12 protein-coding genes and 1 tRNA gene are annotated in these 18,699 nt (G+C 65.8%); 8 read left to right on the top strand and 5 right to left on the bottom strand.

The window, feature by feature from the left end; translation table 11 throughout:
* Window positions 1-105: 105 nt before the first annotated feature.
* Genes ON44_RS08110 through ON44_RS08120 form a run of 3 tightly spaced genes read right to left on the bottom strand, consistent with a single transcriptional unit; the run spans window position 106 to window position 2,416 of the window.
* Window positions 106-933: an SDR family NAD(P)-dependent oxidoreductase gene (locus ON44_RS08110; RefSeq protein ID WP_040687570.1), complete on the bottom strand. Its 828-nt coding sequence runs from the start codon at window positions 931-933 to the stop codon at window positions 106-108.
* Complete coding sequence (locus tag ON44_RS08115; RefSeq protein WP_040687572.1) at window positions 930-1,376, bottom strand: nuclear transport factor 2 family protein; 447 nt, start codon at window positions 1,374-1,376, stop codon at window positions 930-932. The genes ON44_RS08110 and ON44_RS08115 overlap by 4 nt, the downstream gene beginning before the upstream one ends.
* Window positions 1,373-2,416 carry a zinc-binding dehydrogenase gene (locus tag ON44_RS08120; protein WP_040687645.1) on the bottom strand — a complete coding sequence of 348 codons (1,044 nt, stop codon included), beginning with the start codon at window positions 2,414-2,416 and terminating at the stop codon, window positions 1,373-1,375. The genes ON44_RS08115 and ON44_RS08120 overlap by 4 nt, the downstream gene beginning before the upstream one ends.
* Before the next feature lie 103 nt (window positions 2,417-2,519).
* Between ON44_RS08120 and ON44_RS08125 the strand changes: the two genes are divergently transcribed.
* A complete protein-coding gene (locus tag ON44_RS08125) occupies window positions 2,520-3,404 on the top strand; it encodes a helix-turn-helix domain-containing protein (RefSeq protein WP_051181735.1) in 885 nt (294 codons plus the stop codon).
* A 521-nt stretch (window positions 3,405-3,925) separates the two neighbouring features.
* Here ON44_RS08125 and ON44_RS08135 read toward each other — a convergent pair.
* A complete protein-coding gene (locus ON44_RS08135) occupies window positions 3,926-4,426 on the bottom strand; it encodes a hypothetical protein (RefSeq protein ID WP_040687577.1) in 501 nt (166 codons plus the stop codon).
* A 200-nt stretch (window positions 4,427-4,626) separates the two neighbouring features.
* Between ON44_RS08135 and ON44_RS08140 the strand changes: the two genes are divergently transcribed.
* Window positions 4,627-5,853: a helix-turn-helix domain-containing protein gene (locus ON44_RS08140; RefSeq protein ID WP_040687578.1), complete on the top strand. Its 1,227-nt coding sequence runs from the start codon at window positions 4,627-4,629 to the stop codon at window positions 5,851-5,853.
* Between the two features lie 496 nt (window positions 5,854-6,349).
* Here ON44_RS08140 and ON44_RS08145 read toward each other — a convergent pair.
* A tRNA-Arg gene (locus tag ON44_RS08145) sits at window positions 6,350-6,426 on the bottom strand.
* A gap of 220 nt (window positions 6,427-6,646) precedes the next feature.
* Between ON44_RS08145 and ON44_RS08150 the strand changes: the two genes are divergently transcribed.
* From ON44_RS08150 to ON44_RS08180, 6 genes are all read left to right on the top strand, one after another.
* The gene (locus ON44_RS08150) at window positions 6,647-8,686 is read left to right on the top strand and encodes a bifunctional copper resistance protein CopD/cytochrome c oxidase assembly protein (RefSeq protein WP_040687579.1); all 2,040 of its coding nucleotides are present in this window, start codon (window positions 6,647-6,649) and stop codon (window positions 8,684-8,686) included.
* A gap of 41 nt (window positions 8,687-8,727) precedes the next feature.
* Entirely contained in the window at window positions 8,728-9,675 is a 948-nt protein-coding gene (locus ON44_RS08155; protein WP_040687580.1) for a threonine/serine dehydratase, read from the top strand.
* Window positions 9,676-9,833: 158 nt separating this feature from the next.
* Window positions 9,834-10,361, top strand: a complete 528-nt coding sequence (locus tag ON44_RS08160; RefSeq protein WP_245567062.1) for a single-stranded DNA-binding protein — start codon at window positions 9,834-9,836, stop codon at window positions 10,359-10,361.
* 77 nt (window positions 10,362-10,438) lie between these two features.
* On the top strand, window positions 10,439-12,115 hold the full coding sequence (gene ettA, locus ON44_RS08165) for an energy-dependent translational throttle protein EttA (RefSeq protein WP_040687582.1): 1,677 nt from the start codon (window positions 10,439-10,441) through the stop codon (window positions 12,113-12,115).
* A gap of 1,005 nt (window positions 12,116-13,120) precedes the next feature.
* Window positions 13,121-18,058 carry an NAD-glutamate dehydrogenase gene (locus ON44_RS08175; protein WP_040687585.1) on the top strand — a complete coding sequence of 1,646 codons (4,938 nt, stop codon included), beginning with the start codon at window positions 13,121-13,123 and terminating at the stop codon, window positions 18,056-18,058.
* A 41-nt stretch (window positions 18,059-18,099) separates the two neighbouring features.
* Window positions 18,100-18,522 carry an acyl-CoA thioesterase gene (locus ON44_RS08180; protein ID WP_281005058.1) on the top strand — a complete coding sequence of 141 codons (423 nt, stop codon included), beginning with the start codon at window positions 18,100-18,102 and terminating at the stop codon, window positions 18,520-18,522.
* Window positions 18,523-18,699: the final 177 nt, after the last annotated feature.

Raw genomic sequence — 18,699 nt, forward strand, 5'->3', positions numbered from 1 at the left:
CCCAGCGCTGATCGTCGAATATGTCTCCGCAACAGCGTGCAACGGCGAGGTCATCGATGCCTCGGGTGTACCTGTCGGGGTGTCGCCTGATCGGCTGCGGTCTGATCATTCGAGGGGGTCGTGCCGGCTCATGGTGTCGGCGCTGGCCTGGGTGATGAATTTGACGGCGTCGTTGCGGGAGATCGAGCCCATCATCTGGACGGCGGCACGCATTTGTTCGCCGACCATCCAGGTCGGTCCGTTGGTGAGGTTGTCGAACGCCTCGGTGACGACATCGTCTGCCGGGGTGGCGTCGGTCGGTATTTCGTTTTCCGAGGCGAGGACACCGCGATGGTGTTCCAGGCGGCGCAGGGCGGGTGTGTCGGTTTTGCCGAGGATCAATCCGAGCACGTCGATGCCTTTGTCGTGCAGTTCGGCCCACAGCGCTTCGGTGAAGACCATGTCGAAAGCCTTGCTGGCGCCATAGGCGACCATGTTCGGTGCTCCGGCGAGTCCCGCGCCGGAGCCGACGATCACGATTCCGCCGCGTCCGCGCCGCACCATAGCCGGGGCGTAGTGATGGCACAGCTGCATCGGGACGACGCAGTTGCGCTGCACCAGCGATTCGGCGGCGGTGACCGGGCTGGTCAGAAACGACTCGAAGCGGGGATCGGCGCCTGCGCAGTACACCAGCAGGCCGATGTCGAGATCCTGCGTGGCGTCGGCGACGACCTGGGCCGCGCCCGCTTGTGCGAGATCGATTGCGAGCGTGCGGGTTTGTGTGCCGGTGCGTTTCCCGATTCCGGCCGCGACCTGGTCGAGCACGTGTTGCCGGCGGGCCAGCAGGACGACGTTGACACCGTCGCGGGCGATGCGCTCGGCGAAGGCGGCGCCGACCCCGTCGGACGCACCGGCGACGAGCGCCCAAGGACCGTATTTGTCCGCGAAACTCATGCTGCATCGCCTCCGGCCGTGCTCACGTTCGCGACGATTCCGACCGAGCTGATGCGTACGACGGTGAAGCGGCGACGCGCGATGCGCCAGCCGTCGGGTGTGCGCACGAGGTGGTCGTCGTAGTAGCCGACGGCATTGACGCCGGAATCGTTGTCGGGGGCCATGATCAGTCCGTCGACATACGTGCGCGCTTCGGCGGTGTCGGCGTCGACGGCGATCGCCTGGTTGCTCAGGCGGTGCAGGGTGTGGCCCGCCGCCGCGTGCGACTGTGTCATGAACTCGGTGACCGCGTCGATGCCGTGCCAGGTGCCGATGTTGCCGTAGTCGAGTTCGCAGTCGTCGGTGAACGCGGTGCGGAACAGTGTCCAGTCGCGCCGGTCGATTCCGGTCGCGTACCGCACCAGCACATCGGAAATGTCCTGGCGGTCTTCGTATTCGCTCATGCGGGGGCTCCGTTCGGGTGGACGATGACGCGTGGCGGGCCCTCGGATCTGCGTGCCCGATCGAGCGCGTCGGGGACTTCGTCGAGGGTGATGATCTGCCCGATGCTCGGCAGCGGGTCGAGTCCGCCCGAGGCGATGGCGTCGAGCGTGCCGTACCAGTCCTGTGGCATCGGTCCGCCGCCGAATTGGATCGAGACGCCTCGGCGGGTCGCGGTGGTGACGTCCAGCGTGTCACCGGTGTACCAGCCGCCGGCGCAATACAGGCGGGTGCCCATGTCCGCGGATTCGACGAGATTCTGGAGCAGGCCAGGGACGCCGACGCACTCGAACACCACGGCCGGGCCCCACAGGTTGCGTTCGGCTCTGACCTGCCGCCATACCTCGAACGGTGCGCGTTCGGCCGGGTCGACCAGGATGTGCGCACCGAACTCGTCGCGGGCCAGGGCCCGGCGTTCGCCGTTGTAGTCCGCCACGATGATCGGCTCGACGCCGCGGCCCGCCAGCGCGGCAACGGCCGATAAGCCGATCGCCCCGGCCCCGATGACGATCGCGATCTCGTCGGGCCGCACATCGGCGATCCGCACATAGAACTCGCCGACCGCGAAGGCGTCGGTCAACGCGACCGCGTCGTCGGAGACATCGCTGCGCACCTGTCTCGCGATCGCCTCCGAGATGACGACCAGCTCACCGAAACTGCCCTGCGCTTCGGGGTGCTGCCCGATGATCCGCGTGCCGTCGGCCCCACCGTTCACCAGTCGGATCGGTATCGACGTCACCCGGGCACCGACCGGGAACCGATCGGAACAACCCGGCCCGTGGGCGAGGACTTCGCCGACGAATTCGTGCCCGAGGACGATGTCGCGATCGGCGGCATACAGCGACCGGCCCGTCGGATCTTCGATACCTAATTCGGGGTGGTCCATGAAGTGCACATCGGACCCGCAGATCGCCGTACTCAGCGTTTTGACAAGTAATTCGCCGGGCCCCGGCACCGGGTCCGGGATTTCTCGGATACCGAGCCGTCCCTGTCGTAAAACCACCGCACGCACCCGATGCTCCTTCGCTTGCGATTCTCGAATACTAGAGATAGTCTTTCGAGAATTCGATGAATGCTATGTACTGTGGCGATGAGGAGTCAAGGCCATTCCTGGAGCAACCTCTGCCCCGACAGCCCGGGCACTCGATGTCGTCGAGCTGCTGGCGCGGGCCGGTGCCACCCGGTTGCGGTTTTCCGATATCGCGCGCGAACTCGGCCTCACCCAGGGCACTGCCCACGCGATCCTGATGACGCTGTGCGATCGTGGCTGGGCCAGCCGCGATCCCGTCGACAAGACCTACTGGCTGGGGCCCGCGCTGGCGGTAGTGGCGGCGCACGCCGATACCGCGCGGCCGCTGACGCACGCCGCACGCGCTGCGGCGCTCGCCGTCAGCCGCGACGTCGGCTACCCCGCCGCCGTGGTCGAGCGGGTCGACGACGCGCTGATGATCACCGCGATCGAGGGCGGCGACACGCCTCAGGGCGCCGGCATTCCGGGAGACCGGATCCCCTACGCTCCGCCGTTCGGTGTCGCCTTCGCCGCATGGGACACCCCCGACGAACAACGTGCGTGGATCCGGCGCGCCACGACCACCGACGCCGCGGTCCAGCAGCGCCTCGAGCGGGTCCTCGCCCGTACCCGCGAGCGCGGATTCGATATCGACTGGACCACACCGGCTCTGGCGCAAAACGCGTACCTGGTCGGTACGCTGCGCGGGGACAGTCTCCCGCCCCGTGCGCAGCAGATCCTGGAGCAGTTGCTCGCCGAATTCGCCACCATCGGCTTCGTCGCCGAAGACGACCCCGCACGCGAAGCGCAACCCGTGATTACCATCGCCGCGCCAGTGTTCGACCACCGGCGTCGGGTCGCGTTACTCGTGAGCGTCCATCCGTTGCGTGCGCTGTCCACCGTCGAGATCGAGGCGATCGGCACACGGTTGACTCAGGCGACCGCCTCGGTCGATTCGAGAATTCAGTCAACCGAAGACTGATGTTTCGACCATCCAGACGCCATCGAATCGTTCTCAGGCCAAGATCATCGGCCGGCGCGCCTGTCTGCCACCTCGCCACCGACGAACTGGAATCCCTCGTCGAACACCTGCGCGCCCAAGGTGTTTCGGTCACGAGCATCCGACGCGAGCCGACCGCCTCCTACGCCATAGCCGGAGGACCCGACAGATTGCTGATCGAGATATTCCAACCCGATCGCACCGCAATCCCCGCCGATCTCCATGAATTCTTCGGCCTGAGTTAGTACCGTTCTCGCGGATGTCTCGTTGGGCGAACAACTTCCGTCCAATACGCGTGTCGAATCGCATCCCACAACCGTGATAGTGCGGGGAATTGCTCGCGCATCTGCACGAGGTCGGGGGCGGATGCTGGGGTGAACGAAACCAAGGGCTCCTCGGACCCGTTGCATACCAACATCATTCGAATCCGAGAGCGGTCGATTCGCCATTCGGCCAGCCAGCCGTCCACCTCGGTGCGGTACATGTCCGTTCGCGGATGTGGGCTATCGGGTGCGCGCATCGTCGGGGTCGTGCGCCAGGGACTCGAGCCGGTCCAGTACCTCTCGTAACGTCTCCAGTGTGGGGCCGCCCCGTCGCGGTTTGTCGGTCCCCGGTGTCGGTGGGTAGTCGATACCCCGTACGGCGGCGCGTTCGCGCGGGCTCATCGACTGCGGGACCAGTCGACCGGCCATGACGAGTGTGTGCTGGGCCGCCGCTTTCCACACGCACTGATGGATACGGCACGCGCGATGCTGTTGCGACAGCGCGTGTGCCAGCTCCACGTCCGCGAAATCGCACAACGGCTGCGGCGCAACGAATATCTGCCGCTCGGTCCCGCTACCGATGTCATTGCGGTCGGCGACGATTTCCGGTTCGACTTCCCATCCCTCGTCGTCGACGAGAGACCATGCTCCATCGGCGCGTTCGAGATATCGCGGACTGTCCTCCGGTGCAATCGCCAGTTTCCGGGCGTCCTCGTCATCGAGTCGCGCTGATTCTTTCATTGCGTACCCCCTTTACGTCCTCCGGTTGGTTGGCTCCCGCCGCCGAGGTGCCGAGGGTGCGGCATCGACCCGACGGCGGGGCTGGGAAGCACGCTAAGTGCCCGTTTCTAGGTGGTCGGGTACGGTTTGTACCCCCGCCGATGCGCCCACGTCCGGCTACGCTGGAACCACTCGAACCAACCGGGTGAAGGGGTGAGGCGATGTACAGCCCTGACGACAGCGCGCCAGTCGGCGAGCGGATCAAGTGGCAGCGTGAGCGCATCGGTATGTCACGGCCCGTACTGTCGGGACTGGTCGGCCGGTCGGCCGAATGGCTCAAGGCGGTAGAGAACGGACGCATCCAAACTCCCCGGCTGCCAATGCTTTTGCGGATCGCGCGAGCCCTCGAGCTCGAAGACCTGGCCGAGCTGACCGGCAACGACCATGCCGTACCGGTGTCGGTGTTCGCTGGTGAGCGGCACTCCGCACTGAACGAAGTGCAAGCGGCACTGACCGACTTCCGGCTGAGCCCAGCCGAACGACCGGTAAGCGCCGAGCACGTGGCCGAGCGGCTGCGGCAGGCGTGGCGTGTGCGTCACGCCAGCCCGGATCACCGCAGTCAGCTCGGCGCGCTACTGCCCGGATTGATCAGGGATGCGCAGCGCGCGGCTCGCTCGACCGGGGACGAACGCCGAGCCGCCCGGCGGGTGTTGGCCGGTGTTTATCAACTCGCTGACTTCTACGTCGCGTATCAGCCTGCGCCCGAGCTGGTTTGGCTCGTCGCCGACCGTGCGCTGAACGAGTCGTACGAAGCCGACGACCCATACATCATCGCGTGTAGCGCGTGGGCAATGGTGCAGGCCTTGCGGGACTCGGGCCGCTGGTTCGAGGCGATAGTGTTGGCGCGCAACGCGATAGACAGAATCTCGCCGTACCTGGACAGGGACGAGACCGCCGACGATTGGCGCGGAATCGCGGGTGCTCTCGAGGCCGAGATCGCCTATGTGCACGCGCGCCGCGGACGCTACGGCGAAGCCTGGGAACATTGGGAACGCGCCGACCGGACTGCTCGCAAGCTAGGCGCGGGGTATCGGCATGTGCAGACCTCGTTCTCGATGCCGGTGATGGCCGCCCACGCGACCACGCTCGGAGTAGAGCTGCGCCGACCCGGGGAAGCGTTGCGTGCGTCCAACGAATTCGATGCTGACCGGATAGTCTCGCTGCCGCGTCGGAGCCGCCATTTCATCGAGGTCGCCCGCGCCCATTTCCAGCGCGACGAGTCGACCGCCGTCCTTGCCATGCTCGACAAGTCGGAGCGCACCGCGTCCGAAACGATTCGGTACAACGGCTATGCCCGCGAGATGCTGCACGCCCTAGCGAAGCGCCCTCCGTCAGGGATGCGCGACGATGTCCGGGAACTGTGCCAGCGCGTCGGCGTTGCCGGCTAGACGCCAGCCGCTCAGGTACCTGTTCCCGCGCAGCTATAGGGCCGTCGATCCATTCGGCGTGGCTGTTGGCACACCATTCGACACGTCGTCCGGTTTGATGGCGCCCGCCGCCTGGACAATGTCTGACCGCAAGGACTGGCCGGAAGCTGGTTCCCAGGCACCGCCGAAACGTGCTGGAGGCCATCCAGATTGCGGCGGACTCCGAACCGTCTCATTAGAAATACCGGCTGGGGCTTGGTGAGTCGCTGAAGAAGTCTGATTTACCCCGTTTAGGGGCTGCTCTGGTGTGGTACCTATCTCACGGCAGGCCGTGACCTCTGCATACTTCGGGCTATTCGGATGGGATATCGGTCACAGACGTGACAACTGAATCGGTGAGTTCCTTGGCGTGACCGGGGGACGACCCCTCGGACATGGATCCGCGTACGGTCGACAGAGGGTGAGACGACGTGCGCGGTACCCGTCTGCCCGCATAAATGCGAACGGACGGGCTGCGTGGCGCCCCCGGCAGGAATCGAACCTGCGACCTAGGGATTAGAAGGCCCTTGCTCTATCCAACTGAGCTACGGAGGCAGTGGGTTCCACCATGGCCGACATTGGCCGTACTGTCCAGCGCGCCAAGTATAGCGACCGTCCAGATGGCTAGGTTCTTAGCTTCAGCAACATTTCAGCCACCTACGGTGTGGGCCAAGCGAGTCGCGGCATGAGCGACATCGCACCTCCGATTCGTCAGCAACCATATCCGCCCAAACCCCGCCGGGCCACGCATTAAGGGCCGACTACGCTCAGTGCCATGTCGTCACCGCAGGACTCGTCCGTCGCACCCGAGCTCGAAGCGGGTAAGCCGGGCTCCGGGGCGACCTTCGCGACATTGACGGTGCTGGCCGGTGCGATCGCTGCGGTGGTCGCCGCGATGATCGTCGGACTGTCGGCGGCGCAGGCGCTGAGTCTGCTCGGCATTCCGGATCCGGGACCGCTGACCACCTATGGCCTGCCCGCGGTGCGCGCACTCGCCGATCTGTCCGCGGCGCTGACCGTCGGCTCGCTGCTGCTCGCCGCATTCCTGGTACCGCCGCAGGCCAATGGGCTGCTCGATGTCGGCGGATATCGTGCACTGCGGCGCGCCTCGAACTTCGCATTGACCTGGGCATGCTGCGCGGTACTGCTGATACCGCTGACAGTGTCGGACACCACCGGACAGCCGGTGGGGCGGATCTGGCGGCCGGAGCAGTTGTGGCACGCCATCGGTCAGGTGGAGTTGGCCCAGGCATGGCGGACAACGGCGGTGTTCGCGCTGATCGTCGCGGTGGGTTGCCGACTCGCGCTGCGTTGGGGATGGGCCCCGGTGCTGTTCGGTGGCGCGATCGTGACCATGATGCCGCTGGCGCTGACCGGGCATTCGTCCGCGGGTGGTGCGCACGACCTGGCCACCAACAGTTTGATCCTGCATCTGGTTTCGGCGGCGGTATGGGTCGGCGGCTTGTTCGCGGTGCTCGCGCATGCGATGCGCGGTGGCGAACACACCGATGTCGCGGCCAGGCGGTTCTCGCTCACCGCCACCATCGCCTTCGTCGTGATCGGCGTCAGCGGTGTGATCAATTCCTGGGTGCGGGTGCCGTGGAGCGATCTGTTCACCACCACCTACGGCCGACTCGTGCTCGCCAAGGCCGGTGCACTGGTAGTGCTCGGCGTATTCGGATATCTGCAGCGTCGCGCCAGCCTTCCGGCGCTCGCCGCGAATCCGCGTGACCGCGCCGCGCTCATCCGATTCGGTGGGCTGGAGGTGCTGATCTTCGCGGCGACCATGGGTCTGGCCGTCGGGTTGGGGCGCACGCCGCCACCGCCGCCGACCAGCGTGCCGACACCCACCGAGGTGGAGCTCGGCTACAACCTCGACGGTCCGCCGACGACCTCGCGAATACTGTTCGACTGGCGCTTCGACTTGATCTTCGGCACGCTGGCCATCGTGCTTGCCGTGCTGTACCTGCTGGGGGTGCGGCGGTTGCGCGCGCGGGGCGATGCCTGGCCGGTCGGGCGGACCATCGCCTGGTTGTCGGCCTGCGCAATCCTGCTTTTCGCCACCTCGTCGGGGGTCGGGCGATACTCGCCCGCGGTCTTCAGCGTGCACATGGGGCAGCACATGGCGTTATCGATGCTTGCGCCGATTCTGTTCGCGCTCGGCGGTGCGGTCACCCTGGCGCTGCGGGCGTTGCCCGCGGCCGGGCGCGGTGGCGTTCCCGGGCCGCGGGAGTGGATTCTGGCCGCGGTGCACAATCCGGTCTCGCGTTTTCTGACCCATCCGATCGTCGCGTCGGTGATCTTCGTCGGCGGGTTCTACGCCCTCTACATGGGCGGCATCTACGACTCGTTCGTCGACTCCCACGCGGCGCATCTGATGATGAATCTGCATTTCCTGCTCAGTGGCTATCTGTTCTATTGGGTGGTCATCGGCATCGACCCCAAGCCGCGCCAGGTGCAGCCGCTGACCAAGCTGGGCATGGTGTTCGGGTCCCTGCCCTTCCACGCCTTCTTCGGCATCGCGCTGATGAGCATGACCACCGTGATGGGTGGCTGGTTCTTCCGCAGTCTTGCCCTCGGCTGGAACAGTGATCTGCTCGGTGATCAGCGCACCGGCGGTAGCCTGGCGTGGGCCAGCGGTGAGGTGCCGTTGGTCGTGGTGATGTTGGCACTGCTCATACAGTGGTCACGCAGCGATGCGAAACTCGCGAAACGGACCGACCGGGCCGCCGATCGCGACCACGACGCGGAGTTGGCCGCCCACAATGCCATGTTCGCCGAACTGGCCAAGCGTGATCGAGGAATACGTCATTGAGCTCCCATCGAGGTGCAAGCGTGAGTGAGCGGAGTACCGCGATGGTCGAGAACAGGCACGCCCGGCGGGTATATCGATCCGACGTGCGGGCGGCCCGCAGACGGCTGGCCGGTCAGGTGCGCAAGACGCCGGTATTCCACACCTCGATCGTCGGACCGAACGGGCCGGTTCCGGTCACGCTGAAACTCGAGTACCTGCAGCACGGTGGGACATTCAAGGTGCGCGGCAGCTTCAACGCGCTGTTGGAGTCGTCGGCTCAGGTCGACCATGTGGTGATCGCTTCCGGTGGTAACGCCGGGATCGCGGCCGCGCTGGCTGCTGCTCGGCTCAGCAAGACGTGCACGGTGGTGGTTCCGGAGTCGGCGCCGCATACCAAGGTGGCCGCGATGTGGTCCTACGGCGCCGAAGTGCTGTGGCACGGAACGACTTACGCCGAGGCCTACAAATACGCGACCGAACTTGCCGAAGAGCGGGGCGCGCTGCAACTGCACGCCTACGACTTGCCTGCCGTGGTCGCCGGTGCCGGTGTGGTCGGGCTGGAGTTGGAGGAGCAGGTGCGCGGGCGGCCGCCGGTGCTGGTCGCGGTCGGTGGCGGCGGGTTGGTCGCCGGGGTCGCCGCGGCGTTGGGGCGGCGCCAGCAGGTGGTCGGTGTCGAACCGGAGGGCATTCCGACACTGAACGCCGCGCTGCAAGCGGACCGTCCGGTGGATGTGAACGTCCGCAGCATCGCGGCGGATTCCTTGGGCGCCAATCGAATCGGGGATATCGCGCTGGATGTCGCGCGACGCTATGAAGTCCGATCGCTGCTGGTGACCGATGACGCCATCTCGACCGCTCGCGAATATCTGTGGCGCGAGTTCCGCGTCGTGGTGGAACTCGCCGGGGCGACGGCATTGGCCGCCGTGCAGAGCGGTGCGTATGTGCCTGCCGAGGGTGAGCGGCCGGTGATCGTGCTGTGTGGCGCCAACACCGATCTGGGGGTGTTCTAACTCGCTCGGGGATGTTTGAAGCGGCGACTGTCCACATGTAGCGAGGTTGTCCACATTCGGGAATCGGGTCGGCCGGAGGGGGCGCGGAGCCGTCAGGCTGAAAGGGCGTCCCGGTGAGGGACCCGGGAGCCGGACGGATCGAAATGTAAAGGGGCGGAATGATGTACGAATCGATGGTTACCGTGATCGGGACCGTGGTGACCCATCCGGTCAAGCGCGATCTGGCCAATGGTGAGCAGGTCGTGAGCTTCCGGATGGCGAGTAATTCCCGGCGGTTCAATCCGGAGACGGCTGAATGGGTCGACAGCGGGACCCTGTACCTCACCGTCAGCTGCTGGCGTCGTCTGGTGGTCGGTGTCGACGCCTCATTGCGGCGCGGCGATCCGGTGATCGCCTACGGTCAGCTGCGCACCCACGAGTACCGGGCCAGGGATGGCGTGGAGCGGCGTGATGTCGAGATGCGCGCCACCTCGATCGGGCCGGACCTGTCCCGCTGCACCGCACAGGTGGTCCGGCGCGCGGTGTCGGGCGCGGCGTCGGGACCCAGTACCCTGGCACGGAATAGTTGTGACCGATCCAGCGCTGATGATCGGGCACGCGTCGATGGGGAGGGACCGGGGGAGGACGCGGCGTCCCTGACTTCCGCACCGCCCCGGCTCACGGATACCGAGCCCGTCGACGCTTGACCGCAGGCCGGATACCCCCGGCGACAGTGGTGGCTCTGCTGCATTCCATCCATACCCACACCGATAGGCTTCCCTGTATGGCTGAGTTCATCTACCAAATGAAGAAGGTTCGCAAGGCGCACGGCGACAAGGTCGTGCTCGACGATGTCACCTTGAACTTCCTTCCCGGCGCGAAGATCGGCGTCGTCGGCCCCAATGGCGCGGGTAAATCCAGCGTGCTGAAGATCATGGCCGGACTGGACCAGCCGAACAACGGAGACGCCTTCCTTTCCCCGGGTGCCACGGTGGGCATCCTGCAGCAGGAGCCGCCGCTGAACGAGGAGAAGACGGTTCGCGGCAATGTCGAGGAGGGCCTGGGCGAGGTCAAGGTGAAGCTGGATCGCTTCAACGAGATCGCCGAACTCATGGCCACCGACTACTCCGATGAGCTCATGGACGAAATGGGCAAGCTGCAGGAGTACCTCGACCACGCCGATGCCTGGGATGTCGACTCCCAGCTCGAGCAGGCCATGGACGCACTGCGCTGCCCGCCGCCGGACGAGCCGGTCACCAACCTCTCCGGTGGTGAGCGCCGCCGCGTCGCACTGTGCAAGCTGCTGCTCAGCAAGCCCGACCTGCTGCTGCTCGACGAACCGACCAACCACCTCGACGCCGAGAGCGTGCTGTGGCTCGAGCAGCACTTGGCCTCCTACCAGGGCGCCGTCCTCGCCGTCACGCACGACCGGTACTTCCTCGACAATGTCGCCGAGTGGATCCTCGAACTCGACCGCGGCCGCGCCTACCCCTACGAGGGCAACTACTCCACCTACCTGGAGAAGAAGGCCCAGCGTCTCGAGGTCCAAGGCAAGAAGGATCAGAAGCTGCAGAAGCGGCTGAAGGAAGAGCTGGCCTGGGTGCGTTCCGGCGCCAAGGCCCGCCAGGCCAAGAACAAGGCCCGCCTCGGCCGGTACGAGGAGATGGCTGCCGAGGCCGAGAAGCACAGGAAGTTGGACTTCGAGGAGATCCAGATCCCGGCGGGTCCGCGCCTGGGCAATGTGGTCGTCGAGGTCGAGCATCTGGACAAGGGCTTCGGCGACCGTCAGCTCATCAAGGATCTGTCGTTCACCTTGCCGCGCAACGGCATTGTCGGTGTAATCGGCCCGAACGGTGTCGGTAAGACCACGCTGTTCAAGACGATCGTCGGGCTCGAGTCGCCCGATAGCGGTGAGGTGAAGGTCGGCGATACGGTCAAGCTGAGCTACGTCGACCAGAATCGCGCGGGCATCGACCCGAAGAAGAATGTCTGGCAGGTCGTTTCCGACGGGCTGGACTTCATCGAGGTCGGCAACCAGGAGATGCCCTCGCGCGCTTACGTCAGCGCGTTCGGCTTCAAGGGCCCGGACCAGCAGAAGCCGGCCGGGGTGCTCTCCGGTGGTGAGCGCAACCGCCTGAACCTCGCGCTCACCCTCAAGCAGGGCGGCAACCTGATCCTGCTCGACGAGCCGACCAACGACCTCGACGTGGAAACGCTGGGTTCGCTGGAGAACGCGCTCGAGCAGTTCCCGGGCTGCGCCGTGGTCATCTCCCACGACCGCTGGTTCCTCGACCGCACCTGCACCCACATCCTGGCGTGGGAGGGCGATACCGACAACGAGGCCAAGTGGTTCTGGTTCGAGGGCAACTTCGAGGCGTACGAGGCCAATAAGATCGAGCGCCTCGGCGCGGAGGCGGCCCGCCCGCATCGGGTGACGCACCGCAAGCTCACCCGCGACTGAGTCCCGGCGTTCGGCGGGGCGGTTGCCGAGTGCACTGCCCCGTCGGACGGCTTTGCGACAGCCCGACGCCCATCCGCGCTGGGCTCTAGGTACCACCTCCGATGTTCACTCCGGCACCGTCGAGTCCACCGGCCGCGCTGAATTTGCCGCCTCCGCCACTACCGCAGGGTGCGCCGCCACATCATGTTTCGGTCGGGGCGAAGCGGCAGATGCCTCCGGTTTGGATGAGGTCGCGGGCGGCGGCTGGATCGTGGTGCGCGATCTGTTCCGCTGCGGCGACGATCGCTTGCGTACCGCGACCGTGGGGGGCTCGGCATTCGAGTCGGCCGCTCGGTCGTGGCCGAGCACACCTGTTGCGCCGGCGAGTTGTTCGGGTGCGATCTGCACCGTGCCTCTTGTTTGCCGATGTAGGCATCGCGCTCACTACCTAGCGATTCATCCCCTTTGCGAATAAGGCGTCAGATCCGACGTCACGATGTGACGTGTGCCTGAGCCACTGCAGCACTCGCGCTGGATACGGTTGGCGGCGTGCATGCGCAAGCGCAGTCCGAGCAATCCACGTTCCCTTTTGCCGAAGACCCTTCGGCGCCGAGCCACCGCACCGGGTTGCGGACCGGGGTGGAGGCGATCCCATCTGTGCATGACCACGTCGAAGGGTCGTTCTGCCGAAGGAATTGCGGCGAACACGCATCGCGCAGTGTCTTCATCGAAGGAAATACGGTCGACACACGCCCTTCCAAAGATCTGACTATGGTGGGGAGCGTGCATGCGCAGGCGCAGTCCGGGCATTGGGTCGCTACCACCGCGATTGCGTCTACCTGACGTCGTCGGTCCGATCGGGTGCTGTGCCGGGACCAACCACCTCGGCAATCAAGCGGCGAACGCTGCGGTATCGGTGAACACCCTGCATTTAGAAGGGATTTCACCCACGCGTCAGCATGGCACAGCTACTCTCGGACCGGCGTCACTTTGTTGCGGAACCGAATCCGAGGAGTTGGCGAAAAAATGACGGTCTCGTCCGAATTGTCCAGCGCGGCGTGGGCCGCGGGTTTGCCGCAGTCGCTGCGCGGTGAACTCGCTACCCTCGAGGAGGCGTATTTCCGCCACGTCGACGCGGGCGATGTGGACTGCGCGATCACCGGGATCACTCAGATTTTCCGGCGGCATATGGAACTCGCGATGACTCGCCCCGTCGGGCGGGCGCTGGTGCGGGTCTATCACCCCGATGACGGCTCCGGCCTCGGCGCCGCGGTGCAGTTGGTCACCGACGATATGTCGCTGCTAGTGGAGTCGATCACCTCGTCGCTGAGCCGGATGGGCGTCAGCGTGAGCGAGGTGATCCACCCGATCTTCGAGGTGACGCGGGATCCGGACGGACGGCTGACCAGCGCCGCGCCGCACGAGGTCGACAGCAACAGCACCGATGGCCTGCGCGAATCGTGGATGCATCTGCAACTGCACCCGTCGACCAGCGCGGCCCTGCTGGACCGGATCGAGCAGTCCATGCCGGATGTGGTCGCGGACGTGCGTCAGGTCATCGGTGATACCGAGGCCATCAAACAGGTGCAGAGCAATCTGGCCGATGAACTGGAAGTCGCGGCGAAAACCGGCCACGCGCCGTTCCCCGATACCGATCTGATCGATACCGCGAATCTGTTGCGCTGGTTGGCCAGTGGCAATTTCACCGTGCTCGGCTATGCCCGCTACCAACTCAGCGCAGACCAGGGACAGACGATCTCGAACCCGCTGCCCGGCACCTGCCTCGGCGTGCTGCGCCCCGATGTCGGCACCGACTTCCGGGTGCCGATCAACGCCGGCGACGGCCCGCTGCTCATGCTCACCCAAGGCCTGGTGCCCGCCACCGTGCACCGCTCGGTGTACCCGTACTTCATCGGCGTCGCAGACTTCGACGAGGCCGGCACGATCGTCGGCGAACACCTGTTCATCGGTGTCTTCACGGTGACCGCAGTGCACGAGAACGTTCTGGATATCCCGGTGATCGAGCGCCGGGTGCGTTCGGTGATCGAGGAGAGCGGCTTCGATCTGGATTCGTTCTCCGGACAGGCCATGCTCGAGGTCATCCAGTCGTTCCCGCGCACCGAGCTGTTCTCCTCCGATGTCGAGACCATGCGTCGCACCGCGACCGCCGTGCTGAATGTCGGTCTGCGCCGACAGGTTCGGCTGTTCCTGCGCGCGGACGGCTACGGCCGGTTCGTCGCGTGCCTGGTTTATCTGCCTCGGGATCGCTACACCACGCGGGTGCGGTTGGAGATGCAGGAAATCCTGGTGCGCGAACTGGGCGGTGTCTCCATCGACTACTCCGCGCGGGTCAGCGAAAGTGAGCTGGCCAGTGTGTATTTCACGGTGCGCATGCCGGAGTCCGAGCTCGGGGTGCCGCGCGAATCGGTGGCCCAGGCCGACACCTCCGAAGCCAATCGGCTGCGCATCCAGAACCTGCTCGCCGAGGCGACCCACACCTGGGACGACCGCCTCAACGATGCGGTGAGCACCTCGACCGTGCTGGATCCCGGGGTGGTGCAGCGCTACGCGGAGGCATTTCCGGAGGCGTACAAACAGGATTTCGCCGCCGAGCGCGCACTGGCCGATGTGGTCCGGCTGGAGGGCCTCGCTTCGGGTTCCATCGACCAACACCTGTATCGCCGTGCGGATTCGGTGCCGGGTTCGTGGCGGTTCACGCTCTACATCGGCGGCAGCGGCATCTCGCTGAGCCAGGTGCTGCCGGTGCTGCAGAGCCTCGGTGTCGAGGTGGTCGACGAGCGGCCGTATCAGATTCTCTTGGATCCGGTGCTCGGCGATGACGGCGGGGAACGCTGGATCTATGACTTCGGCTTGCTGGCCAGGCCGGAATTGCTGCGCAGTTCATTGGACCGGGATCTGGACGCGGAACTGCTGGAGTCTTCGGCGAGAGCCGATGCGCTGGAATCGGAGGAGCGTGGGCTGCACGACCGGTTCACCGAGGCCTTCGAAGCGGTCTGGTTCGGGCGTGGCGAAGCCGACGGGCTCAATGAACTCGTGCTGCGCGCCCGGCTGACGTGGCGGGCCGTATCGATCCTGCGGATGTACGCGAAGTACCTGCAGCAGGCCGACTTCCCGTACAGCCAGGCCAATATCACCAGGGTGCTGCTCGCCTACCCGGATATCGCGCGGCTGTTCGTCGATCTGTTCGCGGCGCGGTTCGATCCCGATACCGAATCGGCCGAGCACGCCGCCGAGTTGGAGACCCGGGTCCGCGGCCGCATCGATGAGGTCGTCAGCTTGGACGCCGACCGGATCCTGCGTGCGATCCTCTCGCTGGTCAAGGCGACGCTGCGGACGAACTACTACGTGACCGATGCCCAGGGCAATTCGCGCGGGTACGTCTCGGTGAAGGTGGAACCCCGCGAGATCGCCGAATTGCCCAAGCCGAGGCCGCAATTCGAGATCTTCGTGTACTCGCCGCGGGTCGAGGGCGTGCATCTGCGCTTCGGTCCGGTGGCGCGCGGTGGGTTGCGCTGGTCGGACCGTTTGGAGGATTTCCGCACCGAGATCCTGGGCCTGGTGAAGGCGCAGGCGGTGAAGAACGCGGTGATCGTGCCGGTCGGTGCCAAGGGCGGATTCGTGGTGAAGCAGCCGCCCGCCGCCACCGGTGATCCGACCGCGGATCGGCAGGCACTCGGCGCGGAGGGCGTCGAATGCTATCGGACCTTCATCTCCGGACTGCTCGATGTCACCGACAATGTCGACCGCGCGACCGGTGCGGTACTGCCGCCCGCGCGGGTGATCCGCCGCGACGGCGACGATACCTACCTGGTGGTGGCCGCCGATAAGGGCACCGCGACCTTCTCCGATATCGCCAACGATGTGGCCCAGCGCTACGGCTTCTGGCTCGGTGACGCATTCGCCTCCGGTGGTTCGGCGGGTTACGACCACAAGGCGATGGGCATTACCGCCAAGGGGGCGTGGGAGAGCGTCAAACGGCATTTCGCCGAGATGGATATCGATACGCAGACAACCGACTTCACGGTCGCCGGGGTCGGTGATATGAGCGGCGACGTCTTCGGCAACGGCATGCTGCTGTCCGAGCACATCCGCCTGGTAGCCGCGTTCGACCACCGGCATATCTTCCTGGATCCGAATCCCGTCGCGGCGACGTCGTTCCGGGAGCGGCAGCGGATGTTCGCACTGCCGCGCTCGTCCTGGGCCGACTATGACACCTCGCTGATCAGCACCGGCGGTGGCGTCTGGGATCGCACCGTGAAGTCGGTGCCGATCAGCCCGCAGGCGCGAAAGGCATTGGGGCTGGCCGATGATGTGGTCGCGCTGTCACCGCCGGAGTTGGTACGGGCGATCCTGCTCGCACCGGTGCAGTTGCTGTGGAACGGCGGCATCGGCACCTACATCAAGGCGAGTACCGAGACCAATGCCGAGGTCGGCGACAAGTCCAATGACACGGTGCGCGTCAATGGAAATCAGCTGCGGGTCAAGGTGATCGGCGAGGGCGGCAATCTGGGTGCGACCGCACTCGGCCGAATCGAGTTCTGCCGCAACGGCGGCAAGATGAACACCGACGCACTCGACAACTCCGCCGGGGTCGATTGCTCCGACCACGAGGTCAATATCAAGGTGCTGCTCGACGGCGTGGTCAGCGCGGGCGTACTGCCCGAAGCCGAACGCAATCCGCTGCTCGCCTCGATGACCGATGAGGTCGCCCAGATGGTGTTGCAGGACAATGTCTCCCAGAACTTCTTGATGGGCATCTCCCGGGCCGAGGCGCCCCGGATGCTGAATGTGCACGAGCGGCTCATCGAAGATCTGGAGGCGCGTCGCGGGGTGGATCGCGAGCTCGAGGCGCTGCCCTCGGAGGTGGAGATCAAGCGCAGGTTCGAGGAGGGCACGGGTCTCGCGTCACCTGAATTGTCCAATCTCATGGCGCATGTGAAGCTTTCGCTCAAGGCCGACCTGCTGGAAACCGATCTGCCGGATATCGCGTACTTCGCCACCCGGCTGCCGGAGTACTTCCCGACACCGTTGCGCGAGCGTTTCGGCACCGCCATCAAGCGGCACCGACTGCGTCGTGAGATCACCACCACCATGGTGGTGAACGAGATGGTCGACTACGGCGGCATCTCCTACGCCCATCGGCTGACCGAGGAGATCGGCGCCAGCTCGACCGACGCGGTGCGCGCATTCGCGGCGGCCAGCGAGATCTTCGATCTGCACGATATGTGGGCGCGGATCCGGGACACCGACGCCCCGGTATCGGTGCGCGACGAACTCGAACTGGAGACCAAGCGCACGCTGGACCGCGCCTCGCGCTGGTTGCTGAGCAACCGTCCGCAGCCGATCGCGGTCGGCGCCGAGATCAACCGGTACAGCCGGGGCGTGCGGGAATTGGCGCCGCAGGTGCCCGGGTGGTTGCGCGGGCATCACGTCTCGACGCTGACCGATCAGTCCGCCGAAGTGATCGCGCGCGGCGCGCCGACCGACCTCGCCACCGAGGTCTTCGGGCTGCTGAACCTGTTCCCGCTGCTCGATGTGTTGGATATCGCAGATATCACCGATCGCAGCGGCGACGAGGTCGGCTCGCTGTACTACGCGCTCAACGATCACCTCAAGATCGATTGGCTGTTGCAGGCGGTCAGCCACCTGGAACGCGGCGATCGCTGGCATGCGCTGGCCCGGCTCGCACTGCGCGACGATATGTACGGATCGCTGCGCTCGCTGACCCTCGATGTGCTCTCCGGCGGCGACCCGGAGGAGACAGCGGACGAGAAGATTGCATACTGGGAGTCGAAGAACCAGTCCCGGCTCGGGCGCGCTCGGGCAGCGCTGTCGGAGTTGTTCGAGTCCGGAACCCACGATCTCGCCACGCTGTCGGTTGCAGCGCGGCAAGTGCGAAGCATGGTGAGCGGGGTGGGCGCCCAATCGGAGGTACCGCGTTGACCAGTTCGTTCAACGGTAATGGGAGCGCGCTTGGTGGCAGCCTGCTGCTGCCCAAGCGCTTCCACGCCAAGGTAGACGTCAGGTGGTCGGACATGGACGTGTTCCAGCACGTCAACCATGCCCGCATGGTGACGCTGCTGGAGGAGGCGCGGATTCCGTGGCTGTTCGAGGACGGACGTCCGACCGCGCCGTTGCGTGAGGGCTGCGTGCTGGCGGACCTTCGGGTCCGCTACCGTGGCCAGCTGCGTCACGAGGACACCCCGCTCGATATCGCCATGTGGATCGAGCAGCTGCGTGCGGTCGACTTCACCATCGGTTACGAGGTCCGGGCCAATGGCGCGGCCCCGGACTCGCCGCCCGCGGTGATCGCCTCCACTCAGATCGCGGCCTTCGATATGCGCTCGCAGCGCCTGCGTCGGCTCACCGATACCGAACGTGATTACCTCGCCGAGTGGAAAGAGTGAACGCTTGCCCGGATCGCTCGGGCGGCGGATTCGGATCGCTGGGACCGGCAGCCGCGCCGACTCGGTCTTCGGGTCGAACTCGCAGGGGGTATGGATCGGTCGTGGAGTTCGTCGAGAACTACCTGGCCCAGGATCTGCTCATGCAGATCCGCCCAACCGCGCAAGTTGTGGCAGGTC

This window comes from Nocardia vinacea NBRC 16497 (genome assembly GCF_000308835.1).
GTDB lineage: Bacteria > Actinomycetota > Actinomycetes > Mycobacteriales > Mycobacteriaceae > Nocardia > Nocardia vinacea.